The organism is Salmonella sp. A1325, from assembly GCF_056991255.1.
On sequence record NZ_JAMLWO010000002.1, the window covers coordinates 42,716 to 67,961 of the forward strand.

15 protein-coding genes and 3 pseudogenes are annotated in these 25,246 nt (G+C 48.1%); 11 read left to right on the forward strand and 7 right to left on the reverse strand.

What is annotated here, in order from left to right; genetic code table 11:
* Positions 1-49 precede the first annotated feature (49 nt).
* The 3 genes and pseudogenes from NAZ64_RS04130 to NAZ64_RS04140 all read left to right on the forward strand — a co-directional run bounded on the left by NAZ64_RS04130 (position 50) and on the right by NAZ64_RS04140 (position 2,590).
* A pseudogene (locus tag NAZ64_RS04130) lies at positions 50-1,298 on the forward strand (integrase domain-containing protein).
* A 1-nt stretch (position 1,299) separates the two neighbouring features.
* Positions 1,300-1,944: pseudogene (locus NAZ64_RS04135) on the forward strand (hypothetical protein).
* A 142-nt stretch (positions 1,945-2,086) separates the two neighbouring features.
* A complete protein-coding gene (locus NAZ64_RS04140) occupies positions 2,087-2,590 on the forward strand; it encodes a GNAT family N-acetyltransferase (protein ID WP_167851658.1) in 504 nt (167 codons plus the stop codon).
* Between the two features lie 78 nt (positions 2,591-2,668).
* Here NAZ64_RS04140 and NAZ64_RS04145 read toward each other — a convergent pair whose 3' ends face one another.
* The 4 genes from NAZ64_RS04145 to NAZ64_RS04160 all read right to left on the reverse strand — a co-directional run bounded on the left by NAZ64_RS04145 (position 2,669) and on the right by NAZ64_RS04160 (position 7,813).
* On the reverse strand, positions 2,669-3,097 hold the full coding sequence (locus NAZ64_RS04145) for a hypothetical protein (protein WP_135491486.1): 429 nt from the start codon (positions 3,095-3,097) through the stop codon (positions 2,669-2,671).
* A 570-nt stretch (positions 3,098-3,667) separates the two neighbouring features.
* Entirely contained in the window at positions 3,668-6,448 is a 2,781-nt protein-coding gene (locus tag NAZ64_RS04150; protein ID WP_220569689.1) for a hypothetical protein, read from the reverse strand.
* Positions 6,449-6,490: 42 nt separating this feature from the next.
* Entirely contained in the window at positions 6,491-7,036 is a 546-nt protein-coding gene (locus NAZ64_RS04155) for a hypothetical protein (protein ID WP_220569688.1), read from the reverse strand.
* A 12-nt stretch (positions 7,037-7,048) separates the two neighbouring features.
* Positions 7,049-7,813 carry a hypothetical protein gene (locus NAZ64_RS04160; protein WP_220569687.1) on the reverse strand — a complete coding sequence of 255 codons (765 nt, stop codon included), beginning with the start codon at positions 7,811-7,813 and terminating at the stop codon, positions 7,049-7,051.
* 383 nt (positions 7,814-8,196) lie between these two features.
* Between NAZ64_RS04160 and NAZ64_RS04165 the strand changes: the two genes are divergently transcribed.
* The 6 genes and pseudogenes from NAZ64_RS04165 to NAZ64_RS04190 all read left to right on the forward strand — a co-directional run bounded on the left by NAZ64_RS04165 (position 8,197) and on the right by NAZ64_RS04190 (position 16,408).
* Positions 8,197-8,412 (forward strand): AlpA family phage regulatory protein, encoded by a 216-nt coding sequence (locus NAZ64_RS04165; protein ID WP_220569686.1) that lies wholly within the window; start codon positions 8,197-8,199, stop codon positions 8,410-8,412.
* A 35-nt stretch (positions 8,413-8,447) separates the two neighbouring features.
* Positions 8,448-8,666, forward strand: a pseudogene (locus tag NAZ64_RS04170) (DUF927 domain-containing protein); the annotation flags it as partial.
* Positions 8,667-9,240: 574 nt separating this feature from the next.
* Positions 9,241-10,356 (forward strand): salmochelin biosynthesis C-glycosyltransferase IroB, encoded by a 1,116-nt coding sequence (iroB, locus tag NAZ64_RS04175; protein ID WP_220569685.1) that lies wholly within the window; start codon positions 9,241-9,243, stop codon positions 10,354-10,356.
* A gap of 80 nt (positions 10,357-10,436) precedes the next feature.
* Positions 10,437-14,081, forward strand: a complete 3,645-nt coding sequence (gene iroC / locus NAZ64_RS04180) for a salmochelin/enterobactin export ABC transporter IroC (RefSeq protein WP_220569684.1) — start codon at positions 10,437-10,439, stop codon at positions 14,079-14,081.
* Positions 14,082-14,202: 121 nt separating this feature from the next.
* Positions 14,203-15,447: an alpha/beta hydrolase-fold protein gene (locus tag NAZ64_RS04185; protein WP_220569683.1), complete on the forward strand. Its 1,245-nt coding sequence runs from the start codon at positions 14,203-14,205 to the stop codon at positions 15,445-15,447.
* A gap of 31 nt (positions 15,448-15,478) precedes the next feature.
* Entirely contained in the window at positions 15,479-16,408 is a 930-nt protein-coding gene (locus NAZ64_RS04190; protein ID WP_183057825.1) for an alpha/beta hydrolase, read from the forward strand.
* Positions 16,409-16,449: 41 nt separating this feature from the next.
* Here NAZ64_RS04190 and NAZ64_RS04195 read toward each other — a convergent pair whose 3' ends face one another.
* Entirely contained in the window at positions 16,450-18,624 is a 2,175-nt protein-coding gene (locus NAZ64_RS04195; RefSeq protein WP_302476602.1) for a TonB-dependent siderophore receptor, read from the reverse strand.
* A gap of 1,085 nt (positions 18,625-19,709) precedes the next feature.
* Positions 19,710-20,762: a type III secretion system effector PipB2 gene (gene pipB2, locus NAZ64_RS04200; RefSeq protein WP_220569681.1), complete on the reverse strand. Its 1,053-nt coding sequence runs from the start codon at positions 20,760-20,762 to the stop codon at positions 19,710-19,712.
* Between the two features lie 517 nt (positions 20,763-21,279).
* Between pipB2 and NAZ64_RS04205 the strand changes: the two genes are divergently transcribed.
* Together NAZ64_RS04205 and NAZ64_RS04210 are read left to right on the forward strand one after the other, a co-directional pair.
* The gene (locus NAZ64_RS04205) at positions 21,280-22,209 is read left to right on the forward strand and encodes a VirK family antimicrobial peptide resistance protein (RefSeq protein ID WP_023206563.1); all 930 of its coding nucleotides are present in this window, start codon (positions 21,280-21,282) and stop codon (positions 22,207-22,209) included.
* A 293-nt stretch (positions 22,210-22,502) separates the two neighbouring features.
* Positions 22,503-23,399: an antimicrobial resistance protein Mig-14 gene (locus NAZ64_RS04210; RefSeq protein WP_076935558.1), complete on the forward strand. Its 897-nt coding sequence runs from the start codon at positions 22,503-22,505 to the stop codon at positions 23,397-23,399.
* 714 nt (positions 23,400-24,113) lie between these two features.
* Here the strand turns inward: NAZ64_RS04210 and NAZ64_RS04215 are convergent.
* Positions 24,114-25,127, reverse strand: a complete 1,014-nt coding sequence (locus tag NAZ64_RS04215; RefSeq protein WP_001059351.1) for a HoxN/HupN/NixA family nickel/cobalt transporter — start codon at positions 25,125-25,127, stop codon at positions 24,114-24,116.
* Between the last annotated feature and the right edge of the window lie 119 nt (positions 25,128-25,246).

Here is a 25,246-nt window from a genome sequence, read left to right on the forward strand (position 1 = left end):
TGTTTTGCACCGCGTTGCCAGAACGCTAAAAAAAACAAGGTGCAAAAACATGCCTAAGTTGTTGAAATCCCTAACCAATACCGAGATCGCTGCCGCCAAGCCGCAGAAGACCGAGTATATGCTGCGCGATGGCGACGGACTGGCGTTGTTGATTAAGCCATCCGGCAGAAAGATCTGGTACTTCGAATACACTCCCCCGGCGCTGAAAAAACGGACCAAAATCAGCATTGGCCCCTACCCGGTAGTCACCCTCGCCATGGCGCGTGATTTCAGGTTGCAATACCGGCGTCTACTCGTGCAGGGCATCGACCCACAGACCCATCTGGAGCAGGTTGCAGAGGAGCAACGACTCCAGAATGAATGCACGCTGGAAAAAGTTGCGGAACAGTGGCTCAAAGAGAAAAAACGGACCAGCGATCTTAGCGAAGATCACGCCAAAGATGTCTGGCGCTCGCTGGAGATGCACGTCTTCCCCTCTCTGGGCAGTACGCCCGTCACCGAGATCCGCCCGAAGATGCTCAAGGAACACCTCACCCCGCTGGAAGAACAGGGTATCCTCGAAACGCTGCGGCGGGTTATCTCACGGCTTAATGAAATCTTCCGTTTTGCCATCTCTGAAGAACTCATCGAGTTCAATCCGGCTGACAACTTGGTTGCCCGTTTCAAGAAACCGAAAAAGCAGAATATGCCCGCCCTTCACCCCAGCGAATTGGGCAGACTAATGCTGGCTGCTACATAACGCCTCTATCCGTAAAGAAACCCGCTGCCTTATCGAATGGGAGCTACTGACCTGGGTTCGCCCCGGCGAAGCCGTTAGCGCCCGCTGGTGCGACATCGATATGAAAAAAGCGGAATGGCGTATCCCTGACACCTTTATGAAGATGAACCGTTCGCACACGGTGCCGCTCAGCAAACAGGCGCTGCGCGTTCTTCAGATCATGGAGCCCGTCAGCCGCCATCGCCCGTGGGTTTTCCCCAGCATCCGCAAACCGCTGGAGCATATGCACCAGCAGACCGCGAACGCCGCGCTTATCCGTATGGGGTTCGGCGGTGAGCTGGTTGCCCATGGTATGCGCAGCATTGCCAGAACGGCGGGAGCAGGTCATTTTCCCCGTGAAGTCCTGGAATCTGCGCTGGCACACCAGAAAGAAGACGAGATCGAAGCAGCCTACAACCGCAGCGACTACCTGGAACAAAGGCGGCCGCTCATGCAGTGGTGGGGAAACTACGTTGATGCCGCCAGACGGCAGGCGCTGCTCGGTGCAGAAGAACCGCTGAGGATCGTGGAAGGAGAATAATGTGACCAGTCCCATTCGTCAGAATCTGTTTGAACGGGAATGTGATATGCCGCTGCTGGAAGCGCGGCATCTCGCCCTTCTGCTTCTCGGCCTGGACGCTTCCTAACCCGCAAATGCCCTGCCGAAAGAACATCAGGAAAATTACCGTATCCTGCACGACGCCATCAGCCGCACCATCAAAGCAACGGGCATGGTCAGCGCCCCGGCGAACAAACGCATGTTCTATGCCGATGAGATGTTCGCACTGGCCTAGCGGCTTATTGATGACGAACTCACGCCGCCAGAAATTAAGGCCCGGAGCCTGAAGGCGGTGATGAAACTGTCCCGCAACAGCCGTGGCCGCAAGTGGCTGAAGACGCTCGGTGACGACGCGCTACAGGATCTCACGGCTTCAGCACAATCTTCCCAGCGTGGGATGCATAAACGCGACAAGGCACGGGAGAATACAGTCCGGCTCTGTTGGCTGCTGGTTCAACTTCTGGTTGAGGAGACTGATGGGCGTTATGGGACGTCTGATAAACCGGCTTCGGATGGGATACTTCGAAAGCTGAAAACGCTGGCACAGGAGCGGGAAGTGCCGTCAGATGGACTCGGGCGGGGAACGTTTTATGAGGTGCTGAAGATGGGGCGTGGAAAAGACTCTTAGGTAATTACTGTTTGTACAGTAACAGGATTATCTAATATCACATTCAATTGCTATAGGTAATGTCAAGAATCAAAATCTGTGAACATTTTTCCCTATAAAATATGAAAACAAATTCTCAATATCCTGTGTAAGGATGCGAACAGTGAGCGACTTCAGCCAATTGCCTGCAACGATTAAGGATTTACCTTTTATCTTGGACGAATTTAAGGCCGGCTCTGAAAATGGCAATTTCTCCAAAGATTTTCTAAATTCAAAATTAGCTAAAACCCTCGAAAAACAATTGCGCGAACTCTTCTCACGGCAAGAGCTGGGCGATCAGGCTGGTCACTACTTTTACATACTAGCCAGGGAGTCCGATGGCCGTAGAGTTGGATTCATTTGGTTAATGATTACTCCAGATCCCGATAACCAACCGATACTAGAAATCCGTGCCATTTGCATCACAAAACAGTTCCGTAATAAAGGGCTGGGTGCAGTTATGCTTGATGAGTGGCTAGAAGCTTATCCCCACCACCCGTTCCAAGCAAAATGTTTCCAACGTTCAACACGTACGATAGAGATGCTTAAACGACGTGGTTTTTATGTGCACAACACCAGCCCTACAGGAAGACAGCTTCTCGTTCGCAACCGTCTGGTGACTATTTGACATTTAAGAGAATGGCTTGCCGCACATATAAAGTGCGGCCTTATTTGAGGCAATTAAGAGAGTAGCCACTCTCTGTCGCTAGTGGTAACTGTCCAATGAAGGTTGGATATTAAAAACGTCACTCAGAACACCATCAAGTTCACCTTGCATATCACCAAAGAAACAAATCTTTGAGTTTGCAGGCGCGTTTCTCAAAGTTGCTTTGACTTTAGTTTTAAGTGGTGTTTCACCCAACTTCACTTGCTGAAATACCAATGTATTATTAGGAGAAGGATGATTAATGATCACTTCAAGGGCCGCTTGTCCAACAAGTGTTAGTGTAGGTTCACCATTTTCAAGCTTCCCGCCAGATAGCGCACAGTAATAAATTTTCCTATCGAACTGAACCTCCAACGCCATGAACCTCACGTCGGTATCCTCCTCAATGCCCATTTGCTCCTTAATTGCTGTTAAAGTATCGGCATTAGGACGTATCCCTTCGATCATACGTGACTTGATTATTGACATGACATTGTCCTCTATGAACTTGGTTTTGAGCCATACATTACGCGTGATTCTCCAGAATTTATCATTTGAAACATCAGTTTTCTTTTAAGATCATCCCACTGCCAGCAAATCATTGTACTGAGTTACGTACCCCGGCGAGAGCATCTGCACTGACGCCGCCGAGATGATGGTGGTGCGTCGTCCATCTTATGTGTTGAGCAAAGCCAGTAACCACACCACCTAACTGATCCGCCTAAATCGCAATACCACCCCATGTCACCGGCGTATTTAGTACCGGGGCCGGTGTTTCATCGGTCAGGCTTTCCGGTATCGGTTCGTGAATCAGCCGCGTTTGAACTTTGATTTTATCTGAGTTTGAGGGATGCCCCTCCTACCCCGGCGCGCGGGCTTTACCCCCGTCACCTGCGCACAACGATCGCGGGTGTTTTCGTGCACTTGCAAAAACGCCGCTAGCGCCCACAGATACTGCCGCTATCGTCCAGAAAACGCGCCGATTATTTGTGCAATTTTGTGCACTACCTTGCACCAGACTCATTTCGTTACCCGTATGTTTCATTTAAAATGACATAGTCATGATATATTCTGAGAACCATCTAAACCTGTTCCCATGTCAAAAGATAAATGTGCTTTACGGTTACTCAATGCGGTGAGCTCCCTGCATTTTTCCAACGAGAGAAAGTAAAAGTTATAATTTGGTCTTTCAATTAATTCTAAATTAACTCTCAATGACATCAGGGCATACAAGAATGGATTTTCACCTGCAAAGACATCGGCACCACCGATTGACTCAATATTTTCTTCGGTTACTTTATCAATAACCACATCAAACAAATTACTTCCTTTTTTGAATAAAAATTCATTTTCAAAGTCCATATAATAAAGACCTGCGTCACCCAATCCTAAAACACCTTCATAATCATTCATTCTTAAACCTTTGTTATAACGATATATGCCAGGTTCATTTTCCACCATATTATTAATTGTTATCAATTTATTGGTAGGCAAGTAATCCAAACTATTTATTTCCTTCACGTTTTTATGCTTCAACTTTATCTTATTTAAAACCACCTTAGCCCAATTATATATACCTCTTTCTGCGTAAATCCCTCCGCTCATTGAATAGTGAACTCCATCAATGGAACTCATCACCTCCCTTTTATTGATAATATAAAAAGAAGTATCACCGGATATGGCGTCAGAAACAGGAAGTGAATTGACATCTAAAATTCTACCCAAGTGTTTTTCAAAAGAAACAGCCACTTCATTTTTATATTTATCAACTAACCCATCATCTAATTCAGATTCAACAACAAACTGAGAAAGCAAATTGAGTTTTTCAACAACTACGCCTTCAAGACTTTCAGAAACATCCTTCCTGTTCGATTTATCAGAACTTCCTTTTTCTATTTCTTCAAGCGCCCTGCTAAAATCATCACTTTTCAAATATGTTATTATCGATTGTAACTGATAAGTTGTAATTGCTGTATTTTCTAAGAACTCTTTCTTATCTCGGATGAAGATTGAATTGAGATTATTACTATTAAATGGAGATTGTGTCATAAGAAAAGCTATAGCTCTATAAGTATCATTGCTTATAGATATAGATGTCACCTCATAATCAGGTATTTCTCTTAGAGTTCTACTTGCGTCAAAATCTGGTTCGCTGGGGATTACAAAAAGTGCATCATAGGTTCCTTCTCTATAATAGACATCTTCAAAAAATGCTGCATTAGTCCATGACTTTAGATAATTGCATAGATTTCTAAACTCATCTTTTTCTTGTTTCTCATTATCTGAAAGATAGATCAGACGAATCAAAATTAATGTTACAATACCTTTAACACACTGAACCATTTTATTTTCAATTACACTTAGTGACTCCCCATCGGTGGCGTGTTCAAGATATCGTAACTCATTGGTTAAAAAATTCGTATTCAACTCGAACGCCATATAATTTCGAGCCATCAAATTTTGACGAGTTGTGTGCACATATAAATCAAACATACTAAAATCATCATCACCAAAACCATATCTTGCACGATCATGTAAGGATCGACAGATAATGCGATAGAATTCATAGAAATAATCTTCAGTATATAAATACCTTCCGAGATTAATAATCCAGCCCATTACCTCTCTTGCTTTTTTTAAATCGCCACTTGTCATAAGCTCAAATGAAACCTTCTCGAAAAACATCGCGAAGATAGTACTGTCTATTCTATTCTTTTTATTTGAGAACCCGAACGAATGATCTAGGCTACTTATGGTTCTTATAACATCATTTTTTTCCGTGAGCGTAAACAAGGCCTTAACACCAAAATCAATCCCTACTTCGTCACCTTTTAACAAACTGCTTCTGATATTGTTTATCACAGCTTGTTCATACTTATGGTAAAAAACAATTTCTTCAGGCAACATATTTCTTGTTAATAATGCCCTTTCTAGAATAGTTTTAATCCGTAATATTATTTTTTCATCAACATACATTCCTTTCTTAGACTCAATATTAAAAGAAGAATATGAAATGCTTTGATAAAAATTTAAGCTAATACGTAGCTTAAATTCATTACCACCAGTACATTCATTAATTATTTCATCAATTTCTTTTAGACATTGGACACAGATCCCGCATAACAATAATTTATTTCGGCCCGAGAAAATATCTAACGTATGCTGCTCTAAGGCTAGAGAGTCTGAACTCCAACCATTTTCGATAAAACTTAACTTTTCACAACATGAGTCAAAATCTGCAACCAACTTCTGCAAATGAATATTAGAAGAATAATAACCCTCACCCTTAGACTGTAAATCAGAAAATAAAAACTCTCTTATGATTGTTGGCTTTTCCGTAACATTATACAACTTTAGATACATTAGCCCATAACTTAGAATAAAGAAAAGTGAGAGGGCGATAGAAATCACATATGCAATCATCCCTCCCCCCAAAGCTAGCAGGATGACTCCGGATAATAAGCTAAATATAGAATTCAAGCTAAATGACAAAAAGTTACTACGACTCAGAAGTAATGATTTACATATATCTTCAAATCCTGATTCTGAATAATTAGAAACTTGATTAACAAACATCCCCATGAACGTTATTGATAACGCAGCAATAGTTCCGTGTATGCCTAACACGCCAGCCCAAACGCTGGTTGTCCAGTTTAGTTTGACATCATTGACGTACGAAGGTGATATAAATAAATATTTTTCATTTTGCTCTACACTTTGAGAGTGAACGACACCAAGTATTCCAAGAGAAACAATAAGTAAATAAAAAACAAAAATAAGTACTACTTCCTTATTAAGGAGGTATAAACCACCTCTGAAGATTATGACATTTCTCAACATATCCTCCAACTTGAAAATATCTATATCTCAAATTAGTTTTAATCAAAAAGTTTTATTAATACCTCGATGATACATAACCTCCCATACAATTGAGATCAGTTCATCATGGCTAACGTTCAGCCCCTCACCCGAGTCATAGTTACTTATTATTTCCCCCAATCTCTCATCTGTTAAATTTGGAGTAATTGAAGGGCTTTTACTTTTCTTACGATCAGATAAAGTTGATGCTTGTTTTTCTTTCCAGGCCTTTTCTGCCTTTTCATTATTTAGTTGCCACTGTGTATACTTTTCCAAAAAATCTTTTTCTGTTGTAATACGTTTCTTTTCTATATTGTCAGCTAGAAGCAAGGCGTACTTCACATTCTGAATAGCACTTATATGATTATTTTTATTCTGAACAGCCAGAGGATTAACATCGATTTCGTCAAATGATCGTCTCCCTTTGCATCTATTACAAATTTTATCAGTGTTGTAAAATTTTTCTTTGTAATGGAGTTCAGTGCCACACTTTCTGCATCGTTTTATTTTATTGTTAATAAAATCAATTACTTCCAGTTCTCTTTCAAACTTAAAATCGTCATGAAACATGCTTTTCCCCTACTATTTTCTGCCAAACAGTCTCGCCCATTCTAACGGATCTAACGTCTTTAACATCGCAGCGTAACTCCCCACTGGATCATACCGAATACTGCCGCTATCAATACTATGCCGTAGTTGCATATGTCTCCACAACTTAGTAGTTTTACTGTCCATACTGTTATCCTTAACGCGCTTTAACTCATCATAACCAACAACTGAAACAATGCTACCAGCAATGCGCATTTGCCCACCACGTAGCAACAACTCTATCTGTCCCAAACTAAGCTCTAAACCAATAGAGTTGGCATAATCATTTAGAGTTGCTATTCGCTCTGTGGGAACTGGACTTGGCTTATCACTAGTTGGCATATGACTTTCCTGCTGTCGTAATTCCCGCGCTACTTTAAGATAGCTTTCGGCTCTAGCCTGAAAAATTTCATCACAATCAGGCGTAGTAATTGCATAAGCAAGATTCTCAAACACATCGGCAGGTGATTTTTTCCGTTCTGGTTTGTAGTTTCTAATGCTTTCGTTGAGCCGTTTTTTCTGCTCGCAGCTCATTTGACCAATTTTATACTGCTCTGGATCTTCAGACGGTAAATTTCCAGCCCCTCTATTTGTGTGTTTTTCGTACTCAGTACAGTTATTGACACGAGTCCAAGAGGGAGCGGGCGAGCCCTTAAGGTCAAAACCTCGACCGGCGTCGTCGTCAGCTTTTGGCTTCATTTTGACAATACGATAAGAATGGAGACGAGTTTCAACCGGAGGAATAGTCGATGCTGGCATGACTACGCCTTTAATTACTCTCTGAAACTCGCCGTCCTGCTCGGCTCATCCCGGTGCTGATACCAGGCGCGCAACACAAGCCTATTCCGTGTCACGAACGGGCCACCCTGCAAGGTTATGTATAGCCCTAACTATTTTGAAGATTTGTAGTCGTGCGTTGCCATTCGTTAACCTCAGCATGTACAGGCCTGATTAGGTAAGGGAAAAATAAAATTTTTTATTTTCAATTAATTATTGAAAAAATCATCAGTTCTGGCAGCAAATAACTTATACCCGGACTCATTATTTTCTATCCGGACTCTCCTTTTTCACCCGGACCTATACCTCCCCTCCCCGTTCCGCGCTATAGCCGCATCGACACTCTGTTCCCGTGAGGTGCAATCATGAAAACCCGTGCTGACAATAACGATGATTTTCCCGAAAGTGGTAATGTGTGTATGCGGCAGGTGGTCCAGTTTCTGGCGATGAGCGAATCGTCGGTTTACCGCCTGATTAAAAACACCGACTTTCCCCGCCCCGTCCACCTCTCTTCCCGACTGGTGGTCTTCGATGCCGCTGAAATCCGTCAGTGGCAACAGCGCCGCACCGCCATCCGCTAATCCATGCTTAGGGATGAGCCGACCGATGCCCCATCATGAAACGCGCCCCTTTTCTCAACAAGCAGTCTCCCGACCGCACGCTCGAAGTGGTGATCCTTGCCGGAAGCCTGGCATGGGAGACCTCACGCGTGTGGCGAAAAGATCCCGACCGGGAAGATGATGTTCCTCCGGTGGTACTCGGCCCGGATGAACTGGGCGATCTGGATAACCTGACCATTATCAGACCAGACACACTCTACGTCCGGGTACTCCGTGATCTCCTCCCAATATCAGAGCCATCATTCATCCAGACGCAGACCTGTAAAGCAGATTTTGCAATATCGATACCAACAACTCTGATCGTGTTCATGTAATGTTACTCTAGAATTAATGCAGTCATTAAAAGTATGGCACTGACTCCTTTAGGAAGAGGCGTCCATCACATCACTGCACGGAAAGTCTGCACAGAACACGATCTGCCGCCGGACACCATTAAATTGCCCCGCAACGCGTTATCAATACTACTACCGACGTTTCCCGTTACCTTGCTGTCGGTACGTTTACCTCATTGTCTGAAAGGTTATTTACGAAGTTATCATTAATAATCCACGGGCGTCTGGTATGCGAATCCAGTTCCCCAATCCTGGCGCTTTGCCTTTGCGACCATACGCACGTAAATAAGCCTGAAACCAAACTTCACCGCTTAACGCTCTCCTCTTCCCCGATTTTTATGAAAAAAATCATCACATGATCAAGGGTCGTATTTGTTATTGCATTTTTCAAATGATATTGGTAATTATTATCATTAACGACTTGTTCGATTTATGACGTGGAGAGAGAGGATTTCTCATGCGTATTCTGTTTGTCGGTCCACCACTGTATGGACTGCTATACCCTGTGCTGTCCCTGGCGCAAGCGTTTCGTGTTAATGGCCATGAAGTGCTGATTGCAAGCGGTGGAAAATTTGCACAGAAAGCAGCCGAAGCTGGGTTGGTGGTATTTGACGCTGCGCCTGGTTTCGATTCGGAAGCGGGTTATCGCCGTCAGGAGGCATTACGAAAAGAAAATAACATTGGAACAAAAATGGGGAACTTCTCATTCTTCAGCGAAGAGATGACTGACCCGCTGGTCGCGTTCGCCGGGCAGTGGCGACCAGATCTCATCGTCTATCCTCCCCTTGGGGTCGTTGGACCACTGATTGCCGCTAAGTATGACATTCCGGTAGTGATGCAAACCGTCGGCTTCGGTCATACGCCCTGGCACATCAAAGGCGTGACGAAATCACTTTCTAACGCCTACCGCCGCCATGGGGTCAGCGCGCCACCAAGAGATCTGGCGTGGATAGACGTCACACCGCCCAGCATGAGCATACTGCAAAATGACGGAGAGCCGGTTATCTCCATGCAATACGTCCCGTATAACGGCGGCGCCGTCTGGGAAGAATGGTGGGAACGTACACCTGATCGCAAGCGTCTTCTGGTCAGCCTCGGCACCGTCAAACCGATGGTGGATGGCCTGGATCTGATTTCCTGGGTAATGGATTCTGCCAGCGAAGTAGATGCCGAAATCATCCTGCATCTTCCGGCAAACGCCCGCTCGGATTTACGTTCACTGCCGCCGAATGTCCGTCTGGTCGACTGGCTTCCGATGGGCGTTTTCCTTAACGGCGCCGACGGTTTTATCCACCATGGCGGCGCAGGCAACACCCTGACGGCGCTGCATGCCGGCATTCCGCAGATAGTCTTTGGCCAGGGTGCCGACAGACCCGTCAATGCCCGCGCCGTGGTCGAGCGCGGATGCGGCATTATTCCCGGTAAGAGCGGGCTTACGAGCAGCATGATCAATACCTTCCTCGGTAATCGCGCGCTTCGCGAGGCGTCGCAGGAGGTCGCGGCGGAAATGGCGGCCCAGCCTTGCCCGACCGAGGTGGCAAAAAAACTGATCGCCATGCTGCAACACGGCTAACCGCGGCAGCGCAATGACAATATGGCGGCTGAGCCCAGACTGTGTCGCCATATCTCATCTTTCACCAATAAGGAGGCTTAATGCCCGCGACTCATTCCCCCATGCCCGCTCGTGCCTGGATAGTTCGCCTTGCCCGCGTGTGTTGGGAACGTAAAACACTGAGCATCATTGTCATCGTAGCATCAGTATCGACCATTTTACTGGCTGCGCTGACGCCGCTAATAACGCGTCAGGCCGTCAATGACGCGATAGCAGGCGATACGACCCACCTGCCGTTACTTGCCTGCGGCCTGCTGTTAATTGCCCTTTTTGATTTTATCGGGAATTACGTGCGCCGCGGCTATGCCGGAGAACTCTCGTTGTGGGTTCAGCATACGTTACGTAGCCGTGCGTTCGACAGTATTCAAAAACTGGACGGCGCAGGCCAGGACGCCTTGCATACCGGGCAGGTCATTTCGCGTACCAACAGCGATCTTCAACAGGTACACACCTTGCTACAGATGTGCCCGGTGCCGCTGGCGGTGCTCACTTACTATGTGGCCGGTATCGCGGTAATGCTATGGATGTCGCCATCTATGACGCTTATCGTGATTTGCGTACTGGCCGCCCTTGCCATTACCGCCCTGCGCGCCCGTCGCCGTGTTTTCGCGCAAACGGGGCTTGCCTCAGACCGGCTGGCGCACATGACGGAACATATGCGCGAAGTATTGGAACAGATCTCAGTGGTGAAGTCCTGCGTGGCGGAGTTACGCGAAACGCGTTGGCTCGATGGTCAGTCGCGGCAGATGGTGCGGGTACGCATCGGCGCCGCTATCTCGCAGGCGATGCCGGGCGCAACCATGCTGGCGCTACCGGTGATAGGGCAAATCGTCCTGCTGTGCTATGGCGGCTGGTCGGTAATGAATGGGCGCATCGATCTGGGAACCTTCGTTGCGTTCGCGAGTTTTCTCGCTATGCTGACCGGCCCTACCCGCGTACTGGCATCGTTTTTGGTTATCGCACAGCGCACACAGGCGTCGGTAGAGCGCGTCTTTGCGCTTATCGACACGCGTTCTCGCATGGAAGACGGTACTGAGTCGGTTAAAGGTCAGATTATCGGGCTGGACGTGGAGAAGATGAGTTTCCACTATGACAACGGTAACCGTATCCTCAATGAGATCTCGTTTTCCATTCACGCCGGTGAAACCGTGGCAGTGGTTGGCGCATCCGGCTCCGGAAAATCAACATTGCTGATGTTGCTGGCGCGCTTTTACGATCCCACCTCCGGCGGGGTGTGGCTCAACACCACTGCGGGTCAACAGAATATTCGCGACCTGAAACTGACGGCGCTTCGTCGTCGCGTTGGCGTAGTGTTTGAAGACGCGTTTCTGTTTGCCGGTACGGTGGCGGAAAACATCGCCTATGGGCACCCGCAAGCGACTCAGGACGACATTCGACGCGCCGCCGATGCCGCAGGCGCCAGCGGGTTCATCAATGCGCTACCGCAGGGGTTCAACACCCGACTGGCCGAACGCGGAAGCAACCTCTCCGGCGGCCAACGCCAGCGTATTGCGCTAGCCCGGGCACTGATTACCGCGCCGGAACTGCTGATTCTCGATGACACCACCTCGGCGGTCGATGCCGGTACTGAAGCGGAAATTAACACGGCTCTTGGTCGTTATGCCGATAATGAGCATATGCTGCTGGTGATTGCACGCCGCCGTTCAACACTGCAGTTAGCCGATCGGATCGTCGTGCTGGATAAAGGCCGCGTCGTGGATATCGGTACCCAGGCGGAGCTGGATGCAAGGTGTCCGACGTTTCGCTCGCTGATGAGCGGCGAGGGGGATTTTCTCGCCCTTGCCCCGGCAGAACAACGTACGCTATGGCCAACAACGCAGGCGGTAAAATCCGACGACGCGCATGAGCGCCAGACAACCGCCGGAAAAGGTTTTGTCGACCGGATGACGCGCGTTCCGGAACGCGCCGTACAGATGGCGCTGGCAGGCCACGGGCGTCAAGTCTCATCGCTGCTGACGCCAGTAGCCTGGATGTTCGTCATCGCCGCCCTGCTTATCGCGCTTGATTCCGCCGCAGGCGTTGGCGTGCTGGTGCTTTTGCAGCGCGGTATTGACTCAGGCGTTGCCGCAGGGGATATGTCGACTATTGGCATATGCGCCCTGCTCGCGCTGTGTCTGGTAGCGATCGGTTGGTGCTGCTATGCGCTGCAAACGATCTTCGCCGCCCGCGCGGCAGAGTCGGTACAGCATACGGTACGCTTACGCAGCTTCAGCCACCTGCTACGCCTGAGTCTTCCCTGGCACGAGAAGCACATCGACTCGCGTCTTACTCGCATGACCGTCGATGTTGATTCACTCGCCCGATTTCTGCAAAACGGTCTTGCCAGCGCGGCCACCAGCATCGTGACGATGGTCGCTATCGCCGCGGCAATGTTCTGGCTTGACCCCATTCTTGCATTAACGGCATTAAGCGCCGTGCCTGTAGTAATGCTGGCGACGTGGATTTACCGCCGTTTGAGCTCGCCTGCCTACGCCCAGGCACGGCTGGAAATTGGTAAGGTGAACAGTACGCTTCAGGAAAAGGTCTCCGGTATGCGGGTAGTGCAGTCACACGGTCAACAGAAGCAGGAAGCCGCCAGGCTACGGGCGTTATCAGACAACTTCCGCGCCACCCGCGTGCGGGCGCAAAAATACCTTGCTGTCTATTTTCCGTTCCTGACCTTCTGCACCGAGGCCGCCTATGCCGCCGTGCTTTTAATCGGGGCGACCCGGGTCGCCGAAGGCGAAATGACGCCCGGGATACTGGCGGCGTTCTTCCTGCTATTGGGCCAATTTTATGGCCCGGTACAGCAGTTGTCAGGCATTGTTGATTCCTGGCAGCAGGCGACCGCCAGCGGCAAACATATCAATGCGCTATTGGCGACTGAGGAAACGGAGAATATTGAACCGTCCTCCATAACGCCTGGCACTGGCGGCGCGCTACGTCTGGAGGCATTGACATTCCGCTATCCCGAAAAAACGCAACCTGTGCTTGATAATCTCTCGCTCACCATTCCGCCAGGAACGGTAGTCGCGGTGGTCGGACGTAGCGGCGCCGGCAAATCGACGCTGATCAAGCTGCTGGCCGGGCTCTACTCTCCCGGCAGCGGGCAAATCCGTGTCGGTGAGCGCCTAATTGATGCCGCGTCGCTTAGTGATTATCGTCGCCAGACGGGGCTGGTCACTCAGGATGTCGCATTATTTAGCGGCGATATTGCCGAAAATATCCGCTATTCGCGGCCAGACAGCAGCGACACGGAGGTGGAGATCGCGGCGCGACGGGCGGGACTCTTTGAAACTGTGCAACATCTGCCGCTGGGGTTTCGTACTCCGGTCAATAACGGCGGTACGGATCTGTCCGCGGGCCAGCGTCAGTTGATTGCCCTCGCCCGCGCCCAACTGGCGCAGGCGCACATTCTGCTGCTCGACGAGGCGACAGCGCGTATCGACCGCAGCGCCGAGGAGCGCTTAATAACCTCGCTTACCGGAGTGACGCATACCGAGAAACGCATCGCGCTTATCGTCGCGCACCGGCTGACCACCGCTCGCCGCTGCGATGTGATTGTCGTAATCGATAAAGGATGTATCGCTGAATATGGCAGCCATGAGCAGTTGATAGCGGCTCATGGCCTGTACGCTCGTCTGTGGCGGGACAGCATCGGCCAGACACGCGATACGCAAGGATAGGTCACAGGATAGTTTTTATCGCCACGATTTACGCAAAAGAAAGCCCGCAAGCGGCTGTTCCTGTAACAGCCGCTTTAGCTATTGATACTGACCGAAATATAAATGAGATGGAATACAGAAAATGAGACTGAGCCCGCCCGTCGCTCCTGTCGCTATACAGACCGCTACGCGCCTTCGCCGCCAACTCGCCGCCGGAATCCAGGTTGACGCTTCTCACTTCTGGCGAGAAGCAAACTCGCTCGCGCTGCCGCTGGTGACAGCCATTAACGGCGCAGACGATGAACGGGAAGTCACCTTCCTGTGGCGTGCCGCCTCTCCTCTGCGGGGGGTTTATGTTCGCCTGAACCGTGTCACCGATAAAGATAACGTGGCGAAAGGTATGATGACGCAACTGCCCACAACGGATATCTGGCATCTGACGCTTCGCTTACCGGCGTCCTACTGCGGTTCCTATACGATGGTCGAAATACCACCGAAAACCCCGGACGAGACGGTGTTGCAGCTTGGAAGCCGTTTCGCCTCCCTTGTCGGGAAGGCGGACCCGCTGAACAGCACGCCGGGAATAAATGTTCGGGGCAATGCGCAGGAGTCCGTTCTGGCGTTGGATCATGCCCCGGCACAGGAGGAGTGGTCAGGCTGTCGCGCTTACGCCGGGCAGCTTTTCACCTCAGAACATCGGCTCGCCGGACAACGTCGCCGTGTGCGGCTGTATCTTCCTGACGTTCCTGTCGAACAACCGCTGGGCTTGCTGGTACTCACGGATGGCGAGATCTGGTTCGACCATCTTGGGGTAAGCGCCGCCATTGACGCCGCCATCCGCAGCGGACGCATCGCGCCGGTGGCCGTACTCGGCGTTGATAACATCAACGCGGGTGAACGCGTCGCAATCCTCGGCGGTCGCCGCGAGCTGGTGCTCGACATTGCCGAACGCCTGCTGCCAACCCTTCGCGCCAAATACCCGGAACGGCGGTGGGCGGACCGTACACAAACGGTGCTGGCAGGGCAAAGCCTCGGCGGCGTGACCGCGCTGATGGCGGCCCGCCACGCGCCAGAGAGCTTCGGCCTGGTGCTGAGCCACTCCCCCTCAATGTGGTGGACGCCGGACAACCGCAATCGCCCGCCCCATTTCAGCGCAGAAGAGCGCTCATGGGTCAGCGAACATGTGTTATCCGCGCCCTCGCCAGCCGTACGTACGCATCTGTGCGTGGGATCGCTGGAAGGTTCGACGGTCCCGCAGGTCAAACAGTTGCATGAAAAATTGCGCGCCGCCGGCGTTGAAAGCCATTGCAGCGTGTACACCGGCGGTCACGATTATGCCTGGTGGCGCGGCGCGCTGATTGACGGATTACGTCTACTACCCCGATAAAACTTCACCTGCCAAAAAGGAATCACATCCGATGTATGGTCGCCAGTACCACAACAAGTGCTATCGCATGGCGCTATTTTTAGTGAGTTTTTGTTCTAGCGCGCTGAGTTATGCGCAGCCGGATATGCAGCCATTAGGACCGAATATCGCTGATAAAGGTTCGGGATATTACCATTTTAGGGTCAATGACTTTCAATCTGCCGATGGCGCAAGACATTACCGGGTATGGACCGCTATTCCCAATAAAGCCGCCCCGCCGTCGGGTTATCCTGTTTTATATATGCTGGACGGCAACGCAGTGATGGACAGACTGCCGGAGACGCTGCTCAAACAGCTGGCAGACCACTCGCCGCCGGTGATTGTGGCGATTGGCTATCAGACTAACCTGCCGTTTGATCTTAACGGCAGAGCTTATGACTATACGCCGGCGCCGGGAATCGAAGGCAGTGAAAATAACCCGCGTTTTCATCGTAAAACCGGCGGCGGGCCAGCGTTCCGCCAGCTACTGGAGAGACATATCGCGCCGCAGGTGGAACAAGGAATAACCATCAACTCCGAACGGCGCGGGGTATGGGGACATTCTTATGGCGGCCTGTTCGTTTTAGACTCCTGGCTGTCGTCATCCTTCTTTCATATCTATTACAGCGCCAGCCCGTCACTCAGTAGGGATAACTTTGTCCTGTTGAATCGCCTTACGACAGTGAAGCCGTCGCTGTTCTGCCATAAAAAACTCATCATAATGGAAGGTTCAGCGTCGAATGGGGATAGCAGGCAACGCCAGATGGCCGAGCTCCTGCAAAAAGTTCAGGAGACCGTGAGAACGCTTGAGAACAACGGCGTTAACGCGGCCCTGCAGCATTACCCGGGCCTGGGCCACGGGCCCATGTTTAACGCCTCTTTTCGCAGTGCATTGCTGGATATCAGTCGCGAACCGGCAAGCCAAAAACCACGCTGCCATTAACCCGCCGCCAGAATATGCCCGCCAGCGGCGGGCATAATCCATCAAAACGAGGCCGTCACACCGGCATAATAAGCCCGCCCCGGTTCGTTATAGGTATTTGCCCCTTCGGCGGAGCGATAGATCTGTTTATCGAAGATATTGCTGATACCGACATTAAGACGCAGGTTCTTATTGATATCGTAGTTAACGTTAGCGCCGACCAGTGAGTAAGCCCCCAGCGCTTTCCCGGACAATCCTTTGGTCTCTTCACTACGCGACTCCGCATGTGTTCGCGGTTTTTGCTTGCCGTATAACGTCCAGTTGACGTTAGCGGAGAGCGCGCTGGTGATAGTCCAGTCGAGGAAGGTATTCACCGTATATTTCGGGATTATCGATAAGGGATTGCCGGTATCTTTTTGCTCAGAAGCAATCATATAAGTCGCATTGGTATTCCAGTTCAGACGGTCCGGCATCAGCGGAACAGTCATGCTGGCTTCAATACCTTCAATCAGCGCTTTACCGCCGTTCTGCCATTGCAATACATAAGCGCCAGATGCGCTTCTGCCAATAATTTTATCACCTGCGACAATCTTATTCTGATAATCGTTACGGAAATACGTGACGCTTGCGTGGTAATCGTCTACGGTAAATTCCAGCCCAATCTCTTTATTGATGCTAATTTCAGGATCGAGGTTCTTATTACCGACCAGGTAACAGCCGCCCGACGTAATATCTTTTGGACAACCGTTGCCTTTCGAATAGAGTAAATACCCCTCACTGGTTTGATACAAGTTCGGTGCCTTAAAGGCCCGGGCAATACCGGCTTTCACCTTGACGTATTCACCTAACTCCTGGGAAAGGTTAAGACTGGGACTAAAATTACTCCCGGATTCGCTCAAATAGTCAAAACGCAGCCCCGGAATAATATTGGTACCGGCCATGGGTTCGATATTATCTTCAACGTACAGCGCACTGATTTCCGATTTATTTTTGCTGCTACGGTTAGCCGCCGAACCGGGAATCCCGGCGATATTGCTATCCTTAACCGTCAGACTGGTAGAGGAAGGATCGTTCAGCTCATCGCGGTTCCACTCCGCGCCGACGGTGAGCGTTTGCTCAAATAGCCATATCACCGGGACATTCACCTCGCCGCTGGTGCGATACGAGGTCAGGCGGTTAGTGGTGAACGTCTGGTCGTTGGTAATACGCCCCTCGCCGCCGCCGGAGAGCCCCTCATTCATACGGGTGTTATCGGTTTTTTCATAGTAGAACCCCAGGCGGCTTTGCCCCCAGTCCCAGATGCCGTTATGAGTTAGACCGTAATTCTGCCGGTACAGGCGATTGGTCTCCCGCCCGGACTGCGCGAGACTTTTGGTAACCGCGTTTGAAGTACTGTTTTGCGTATCGCCGGCATAGATATTCCCCTGCCGACTGTATCCCGCTTCAAAATCAAGGATTTGCTGCGGGGTCATTTTCCATGAGAAGACGCTATTAATATCTTTATTGGTGACCCCCTCCCGTCCGGCGGCATTTTTGGTACCGGCGGAGGAGTTAATATCCCAGCTATCGGCATCGGTTCTGTTGAGATTACCGTACAGGCGCATCGTCAACGTATCACCAGCCAACGGGCCGCTAAGGCTAAAGTTACCCCGCCGGGTGTCACCCTCTTTGCTGCTTTCCGGCTGGTTGGTATAGAGCGACAGCGAACCATGCCAGTCGTTAGTGGGGCGTTTGGTGATGATATTCACCACCCCGCCTGCGGCACCGGAGCCATAGCGAGCGGCGGCGGGCCCACGGATCACTTCAATACGTTCTACCATCTCCGGCGGTACCCAGTTTGTATCGCCACGGGTGTCGCGTTCTCCGCGCCAGCTATAGCGAACCGAATTTCGCGACGTCACCGGCACGCCGTCAATCAGCACTAAGGTATTTTCCGGCCCCATACCACGAATATCAATTTGTCGGTTATTTCCGCGCGTCCCCGAGGCGCTATTGCCGGTAAGATTAACCCCAGGCATCTTACGAATAATATCGGCAAGATCGTTAACGGGAGGATTCTTCTGAATATCGTCACGAGTAATAATCGAAACGCCCGGCTGTTGCTTTAATACTTGCTCGGCGGTGGATTCAACCACCATCGTTTCGCCGTTGTCGTCAGTAGATTCTGCTGCTGATAATGGACTATTAACCCCTGTAGAAACCACGGTTATTAACCAGAGGAACTTCTTAACTCTCATACCCATTCCCTAAATAATGTCTAAAGTAGCGCTGTTGCCCTCAAGCTCACATCCTTGCCAGGTTACGGCTATATAGTAATTATTATCATATGCTAATGATAATAATTATCATTCAATTAAGAAAAAGGCAATCTTTCGACCGCAAAAATCTGGTAATAAGAAAACGGAAACGGGATTTTGCAATATGACTCTCTGTCCGGGCTCCGCTTTGCCAGTAAATCCGGGAAGGGGGGCAGAATGCGCCTACTGAACGGAGGTTTTACAAAACAGGAGTAGAGAAATAAAACTATTTTTCAAAGCGTTAATGACAAGAAACACCCAGGTAAGATGGTATAGTGCGGCTCAGAGTCCACCGGCGCTTCCCTGCCGACGGCGAACCGTTCTTACAGTTTGCCAGCGACTTTCCGTCTGGGTAATGGTGGGATCGGATACGATTGTAGTCATTCGATATTTGATGATGAAAGTGATGTTGGTGCCAAAATACAAAGCGCCTGGTAATATTTATCAGGCGCTTTGCAGACTGAAAACCGTCAGACATCGGTTTCTCGTTCTCCATGATCTACCGGGAAAAATGGCAACCCACAGTTAGTGGGTTTTACTGTCGTGTCTTGAGAAGTACCTTCTTGTATTCCCAAGTCGTCCAGGAGACGCCGCAACCAATAAAGTTCAATCGCCTGTATTTTTCTCTGTCGTCTGTCTTCCCTTTCAGAAGGCGGGCGAATATCAGACTCATGAGTACATGTAACACAATAACCTTTTAACTCTATCCACTTAGGCTTAGGGGGGCCCTTAGGCTCGGGAGGCGTTGGACTGGCAACGCACGAACAGGCACTTATACATCCAGGCATAGCGTTTTCCTTTTCAAACAATTCGCTTTAGTTGGAAGTTCTACTTGAGAAAATAGAAATGGTTATTCAGATATTTTTACCGTCGCATGCTCCTGTAATAATAAAAGATACTGTAAATAATTTACTCTCAGCTACTATTCAGAAAAGAAACTGGTTTGTGACTCTTGCAATTATCTCCCGCTTGACGCAGATAGTTACTCTTACATTTCTTTTATTTCAGATTTACGTCAAAAAGGGCTAAATATTTTCACTATAAAATTCGTTAAAGAGTGTTTGTGTACTTGTAGACATTCTGGCGTCTTCAGTACGCAAATCGGTTAGTGTACAATCTTTAAAACAGGTATTGTTTAAATTGGCCTCAGCCAAATCAGCCTCGCCCAGGTTCGTAGAAATGAAACTAGCCTTTTGCAGGTTTGCCCGAGTTAAGATAGCGCCTTCCATAATAGCAGCCATTATAGTAGCACCCTGTAATGTCGCACCGCTCATATCAGCACGTATAAGGGTTGCGCCTGAAAGATTAGTGTGATCCATATTTGCACCGGAGCAATTACATTCTATCATGCTACAGCCTAACAGACTCGCGTGTTGTAAATTGGCGCCAGTAAGATTAGCGTGATCGAGGGTTGCGCCACACATAATACTATCTTCCAGACAGGCGTTCTTGAAATTACTGTCGCCTAATGATGCTCCCGATAGATTTGCGCCCTTAAAATTTGCACCTTCACAATCCGCCATAAACAGCACTGCCCCCTCTAAATTTGCGCCGCTTAAGTCTGCGTCACATAAATTTTCTGCCGTCAGATTTGCTCCGGTAAGGACAGCGCCTTTAAGATTCATGCCTCCCTGGGCAGTTAATATTACGGAATCCTGAGGGAGAGAAAATTCGCATCTGAATAGTAAAGCTCGACATATTTTTTCAAAAGAGGCAAGCGGAATTTCTCTTGTCTCAGAATTGTCGCCTTTACTGACTCGTACAATAACTTGTCCAGCTTCGTTATTCTCACCAGGAAGATTAAATTCGACACGAAACCCGCCCATATCCTCCAGTATGATGTTTTCTGGCAACGGAGCACCTCTGTCAGACATTGAACTTTTCAATGTATCAGCCATAGTGTCTATCAATTCCTGATATTGTGCTTCATTTTTCCGACGCACCCCACCACAGGTAAAAAAGTTAATGATATGTTCCAGAATAGTTTTGGGAGAGGTGGCTTGCCGCATAGCAGCAGAAGTCCCCGCGCCAAAAGCAGATGTAGCCATACCGGCCAGACTACCGAGTGAACGCTGCATATATTTTCTCCCAGAGAGAGCAACACAGTACATGATAAAATTTATCATATAGATTTGCATTTAGAGATAAGGTGAATACCCCCTTTGCGTCTGGTTACATAATCACGCATCACGACGCGTTGCTGTCTGACTTACACAATACCAGCCAAATAAATATATTGGCTTATACTCGTCATACTTCAAGTTGCATGTGCTGCGGCTGCGTTCCCTCACCCCAGTCACTTACTTTAGTAAGCTCCTGGGGATTCGCTCGCTTGCCGCCTTCCTGCAACTCGAATTATTTAGAGTATAAACATTATTTAAAATAATAAACACGGCATTCGTTTTAATACTACGTTCAGGACTCATCCCACTCATTAGCAGAAAATCTATTAAAAAGCGTGTTCAGGCGTTTTATTGCTGCCATTGATAAACTGTTTAACAACGTCGTCTGTACAGGCCTTCTTCGTTGCCTTTACGTTTAACTCAATCAGGCTACCGTCTCGGTTATAAGTCTATCGAGTAGTAGGGACGTAGTATGACGATGCAGCAAAGTGATATGGAAAGATATAATCCATTATTAATGTTAAAAGAAGTCATGGCGCAGACGCCTTATCGCCATAAACGCTGGGGAGAGCGTAAGTTTCGCTATAAATTTGTATTACGTTGCCTTATTAACCCTGTAACGACAATTAAATACTTCAATGAATTATGCCATCTGTCTCAGCCCAGAACGCTGATTATTCATCGTCCACTGTTGCCGGCAAAAATCCAGCGGCCCTATTTGTATACCGGACTTAGCATACGTTGCCGGGCAAGGGCTATTCTGGAACACTACCAGTTCGTTCAGTCCTTTCCGGAAAGTAAAATTAAAAAGATCCTTCTGTCCGAGGAACAAATCTTACTCGCTCACCTGGAAGGAAAAAACGGTGCTCTGGTAGATATCTACTGCGGTCCCTGTGGCTATGACAGAGAAGGTGAACTGACATTAACGCTGTGCTTCAATGATACGCCGTTGGCACGTTTATCATTTTCCTTTATACGCCATGAAGGGAAGCAAATAGCGCTGGTTGCCGGGTTACAAGGGCCCAGTAAACATGTCGGCCCACAAGTCATACGTAACGCCACCAAAGATTGTTACGGTCTCTTTCCTAAACGGATGCTGTATGAAGCATTTGCGACATTGATGCTGGCCTGTAATGTCGACGAGATTTATGCGGTAAGTGAAAACAACCATGTTTATCGTCAACTCAGGTACTTATTCCAGAAGAAAAAAACTTTTGTAGCCAGCTATAGTGAATTCTGGGAGTCGCTAAACGGCGTTAAGAAAGGTGCCTTATATCATCTGCCATCACAGGTGATGCGTAAAGCGCCTGAAAGTATCCCCAGCAAAAAACGCGCAGAGTATCGGAAGCGCTATCATATTCTGGATACAATAATACAAGAGGTTAACAGCCTCTCCCGGTAGAACTATTTCATACGCGGATGTGCAGATCCTGCTACCGTTCAGCGGATCTCTTTGAAATCTGTATCGCTACTGAATGGTTAAATACGGAATGGCTTGCGAGTGAAAAGCGCGGCATTAAACCGTCGCTTTCACTCATGCTATGCTCAACATCTTAATCTTATTCCCTTCACCATAACGTCATCGATTAGCATGTTAACCATTAAATACAAGCTAAACATTTTTCACATTTTTATTTGGTTGAGCGAAAAAATAATACAAAATAGAATTTTCAGTAAGCTAAGTCAGGAGTTTTGGTGAAAATACAAGAAGTTAAGCGTATATTAACCCGCTGGCAACCGTCTTCCTTTACCCTATACCGGGAGGTGTTTACGCAATACGGCGGTAGTATCAATATGCACCCAGATATTGTTGATTATTTTATGAAGCGCCATAACTGGCATTTTAAATTCTTCCACTATAAAGAAGATGATAAGATTAAAGGCGCCTACTTTATCTGTAATGATCAGAATATTGGCATCCTGACGCGCAGAACCTTCCCGCTATCTTCAGATGAGATACTTATTCCGATGGCACCAGATTTACGCTGCTTCTTGCCCGATCGTACTAACCGACTTTCGGCGTTGCATCAGCCACAAATACGCAATGCCATATGGAAACTCACCAGAAAGAAACAAAATTGTCTGGTCAAAGAAACGTTCTCTTCTAAGTTTGAAAAAAGACGCCGTAATGAATATCAGCAATTTCTTAAAAAAGGCGGGAGTGTAAAAAGCGTTGCTGATTGTTCTTCTGATGAACTGACTCATATTTTTATCGAGTTATTTCAGTCTCGTTTCGGCAATACGTTATCCTGCTATCCCGCTGATAACCTTGCCAACTTTTTTAGTCAACTGCATCACCTTCTGTTTGGGCATATTCTTTATATTGAAGGGATACCCTGTGCATTTGATATCGTGCTGAAATCTGAAAGCCAGATGAACGTCTACTTTGACGTATCTAATGGTGCAATTAAAAATGAGTTCAGGCCACTCAGTCCCGGCAGCATATTAATGTGGCTAAATATTAACCGTGCCAGACATTACTGCCAGGAAAGACAAAAAAAATTACTTTTTTCCATCGGCATACTAAGGCCTGAATGGGAATATAAGCGCATGTGGTCTACCCCCTATTTTACCGGAAAATCGATTTGCTAAAAAGAAAGCCTGGACGTAAATATGTTTTTTACGTCCAGATTTTTCATAAGTCCTGATGAACTGATAAAAAACGAAAGTTTAATCATAATTTGAAAAATAAGTTAACCACCATATAATCATAATGACAATTACTCGAAATTCACTTACACTATACTCGGTTTTACGGAATTGATTAACACGGTATGTTACAGATAACGTGCTAAAAAGCGTGCAGCGGTTATACATTTTCATATGTATGTGTCATTAACCTGGCGTCAGGCACAGATGATGGTGACAACCACCATTTTATCTCTTCTGGCCTGGCATATCGTCGGTAGATTAAAGGTGCAGCCTTGCTTTATGGCATTACAAAAATGCGGGTGAGGTCTATGCTCAATGTATACGTAACAACGCTCTTGTGCATAAACAATACGTTATTGCCAACAGCACTGAACGGGTACAGTGGTTCCTGCTGACAACAGGCTTAAAGATCGCCTTAACACGGGATACCTGATAACTGGATTATATTATGACACATGCAGACTGGCTGATTCTTGGGTATACAACTGTTATTATTATTTTTGGTATTGTATGTTATATCGGATTGCTTAAATTGATAACGAAAGGCAAGCATGAAAAATAACGCACTTACCGAGAAGGATATACTCTCAGGAGATAAAATGCTTCGGCAATGATGTGATACCACTGCCGAAATGCTATTTTTACAGAAATCAATCAGGTATTGAGTGTGATTTTATCATAGCCGCGCCAGCGATAATTCAACAACGAGAGCAGCCAGAATAGCACAAAAGCGCCCACTACCCAGAAGCCCACATTCCCCATATGATCGTTAAGCGTGCTTACGGTCTGCCAAAATGTTCCGCTTAACTGTAACGCATCATCAATCAACCCCAGCGCCTCAAGCCCGCCAATCGCCAGCGCGACAATGACAGATGCGGCGGTAATGGTCATATTATAATAAAGCTTACGTAATGGATGCGAGAAAGCCCAACCGTAAGCACCGACCATGACAAAGTTATCCAGGGAATCCACCAGCGCCATCCCGGCGGTAAACAGCACAGGAAAAATCATCATCGACCAGAGAGATAGCCCCTGGTTGGCTGCTGAAGCGGAAATGCCCAGCAACCCAACCTCGGTTGCGGTATCAAATCCCAGACCAAACAGAAAACCGACAAAATACATATGCCAACTGGAAGTGACCAAACGAAACGTACGCTGAAATATACGCGTCATCAGCCCGCCAGGTATCGCCTCGTCATGCGCCCTCACTGACTCGCCGCGGGTAACCGAGCGAAATTGCCGCCAGACGTTGAACAAAATAAACAGGTTAAGCAGGGCCATCGCCAGCAGAAAAAAAGCGGAAACAGCCGTACCGATCAACGAACCATATTGATGCAAAACATCAATACGATCGCGAAATGCCATCGACGTCACAACAATCGCCAGACATGCCAGAACGACAATGGTCGAATGACCCAATGAAAAAAACGCCCCCACGCCTAAAGGCGTTTTACCCTGCTGCATCAGTTTACGGGTGACGGTATCGATGGCTGCGATATGATCGGCATCAACCGCATGACGCAGCCCAAAGCTATACGCCAGTATGGCTGCGCTTAGCATGACGGCATGGTGATGAAAAACACAGAACGCCCAAATCCAGGCCAGGATGTTAACCCCGACAAGAAAGACGGTTAATGCTATTCCCCGTCGTTTAGTATGATTATTCATGCCCCTGCACCCACTATATTTTTAATTAACGCTACGGTTTGTAGGGGGAATGTATGATCATTTGATTAAAACGTCACACCTCAAGATGCGACTTTTTGTAAACGTGCTTTACCGCTGAC

What these genes read in the sequence shown, in the direction of transcription:
- NAZ64_RS04145 (WP_135491486.1), bottom strand. Translation starts at nt 3,097, where the DNA reads ATGTCAATAATCAAGTCACGTATGATCGAAGGGATACGTCCTAATGCC.
- NAZ64_RS04150 (WP_220569689.1), bottom strand. Translation starts at nt 6,448, where the DNA reads ATGTTGAGAAATGTCATAATCTTCAGAGGTGGTTTATACCTCCTTAAT.
- NAZ64_RS04155 (WP_220569688.1), bottom strand. Translation starts at nt 7,036, where the DNA reads ATGTTTCATGACGATTTTAAGTTTGAAAGAGAACTGGAAGTAATTGAT.
- NAZ64_RS04160 (WP_220569687.1), bottom strand. Translation starts at nt 7,813, where the DNA reads ATGCCAGCATCGACTATTCCTCCGGTTGAAACTCGTCTCCATTCTTAT.
- NAZ64_RS04165 (WP_220569686.1), top strand. Translation starts at nt 8,197, where the DNA reads ATGAAAACCCGTGCTGACAATAACGATGATTTTCCCGAAAGTGGTAAT.
- iroB (WP_220569685.1), top strand. Translation starts at nt 9,241, where the DNA reads ATGCGTATTCTGTTTGTCGGTCCACCACTGTATGGACTGCTATACCCT.
- iroC (WP_220569684.1), top strand. Translation starts at nt 10,437, where the DNA reads ATGCCCGCGACTCATTCCCCCATGCCCGCTCGTGCCTGGATAGTTCGC.
- NAZ64_RS04185 (WP_220569683.1), top strand. Translation starts at nt 14,203, where the DNA reads ATGAGACTGAGCCCGCCCGTCGCTCCTGTCGCTATACAGACCGCTACG.
- NAZ64_RS04190 (WP_183057825.1), top strand. Translation starts at nt 15,479, where the DNA reads ATGTATGGTCGCCAGTACCACAACAAGTGCTATCGCATGGCGCTATTT.
- NAZ64_RS04195 (WP_302476602.1), bottom strand. Translation starts at nt 18,624, where the DNA reads ATGAGAGTTAAGAAGTTCCTCTGGTTAATAACCGTGGTTTCTACAGGG.
- pipB2 (WP_220569681.1), bottom strand. Translation starts at nt 20,762, where the DNA reads ATGCAGCGTTCACTCGGTAGTCTGGCCGGTATGGCTACATCTGCTTTT.
- NAZ64_RS04205 (WP_023206563.1), top strand. Translation starts at nt 21,280, where the DNA reads ATGACGATGCAGCAAAGTGATATGGAAAGATATAATCCATTATTAATG.
- NAZ64_RS04215 (WP_001059351.1), bottom strand. Translation starts at nt 25,127, where the DNA reads ATGAATAATCATACTAAACGACGGGGAATAGCATTAACCGTCTTTCTT.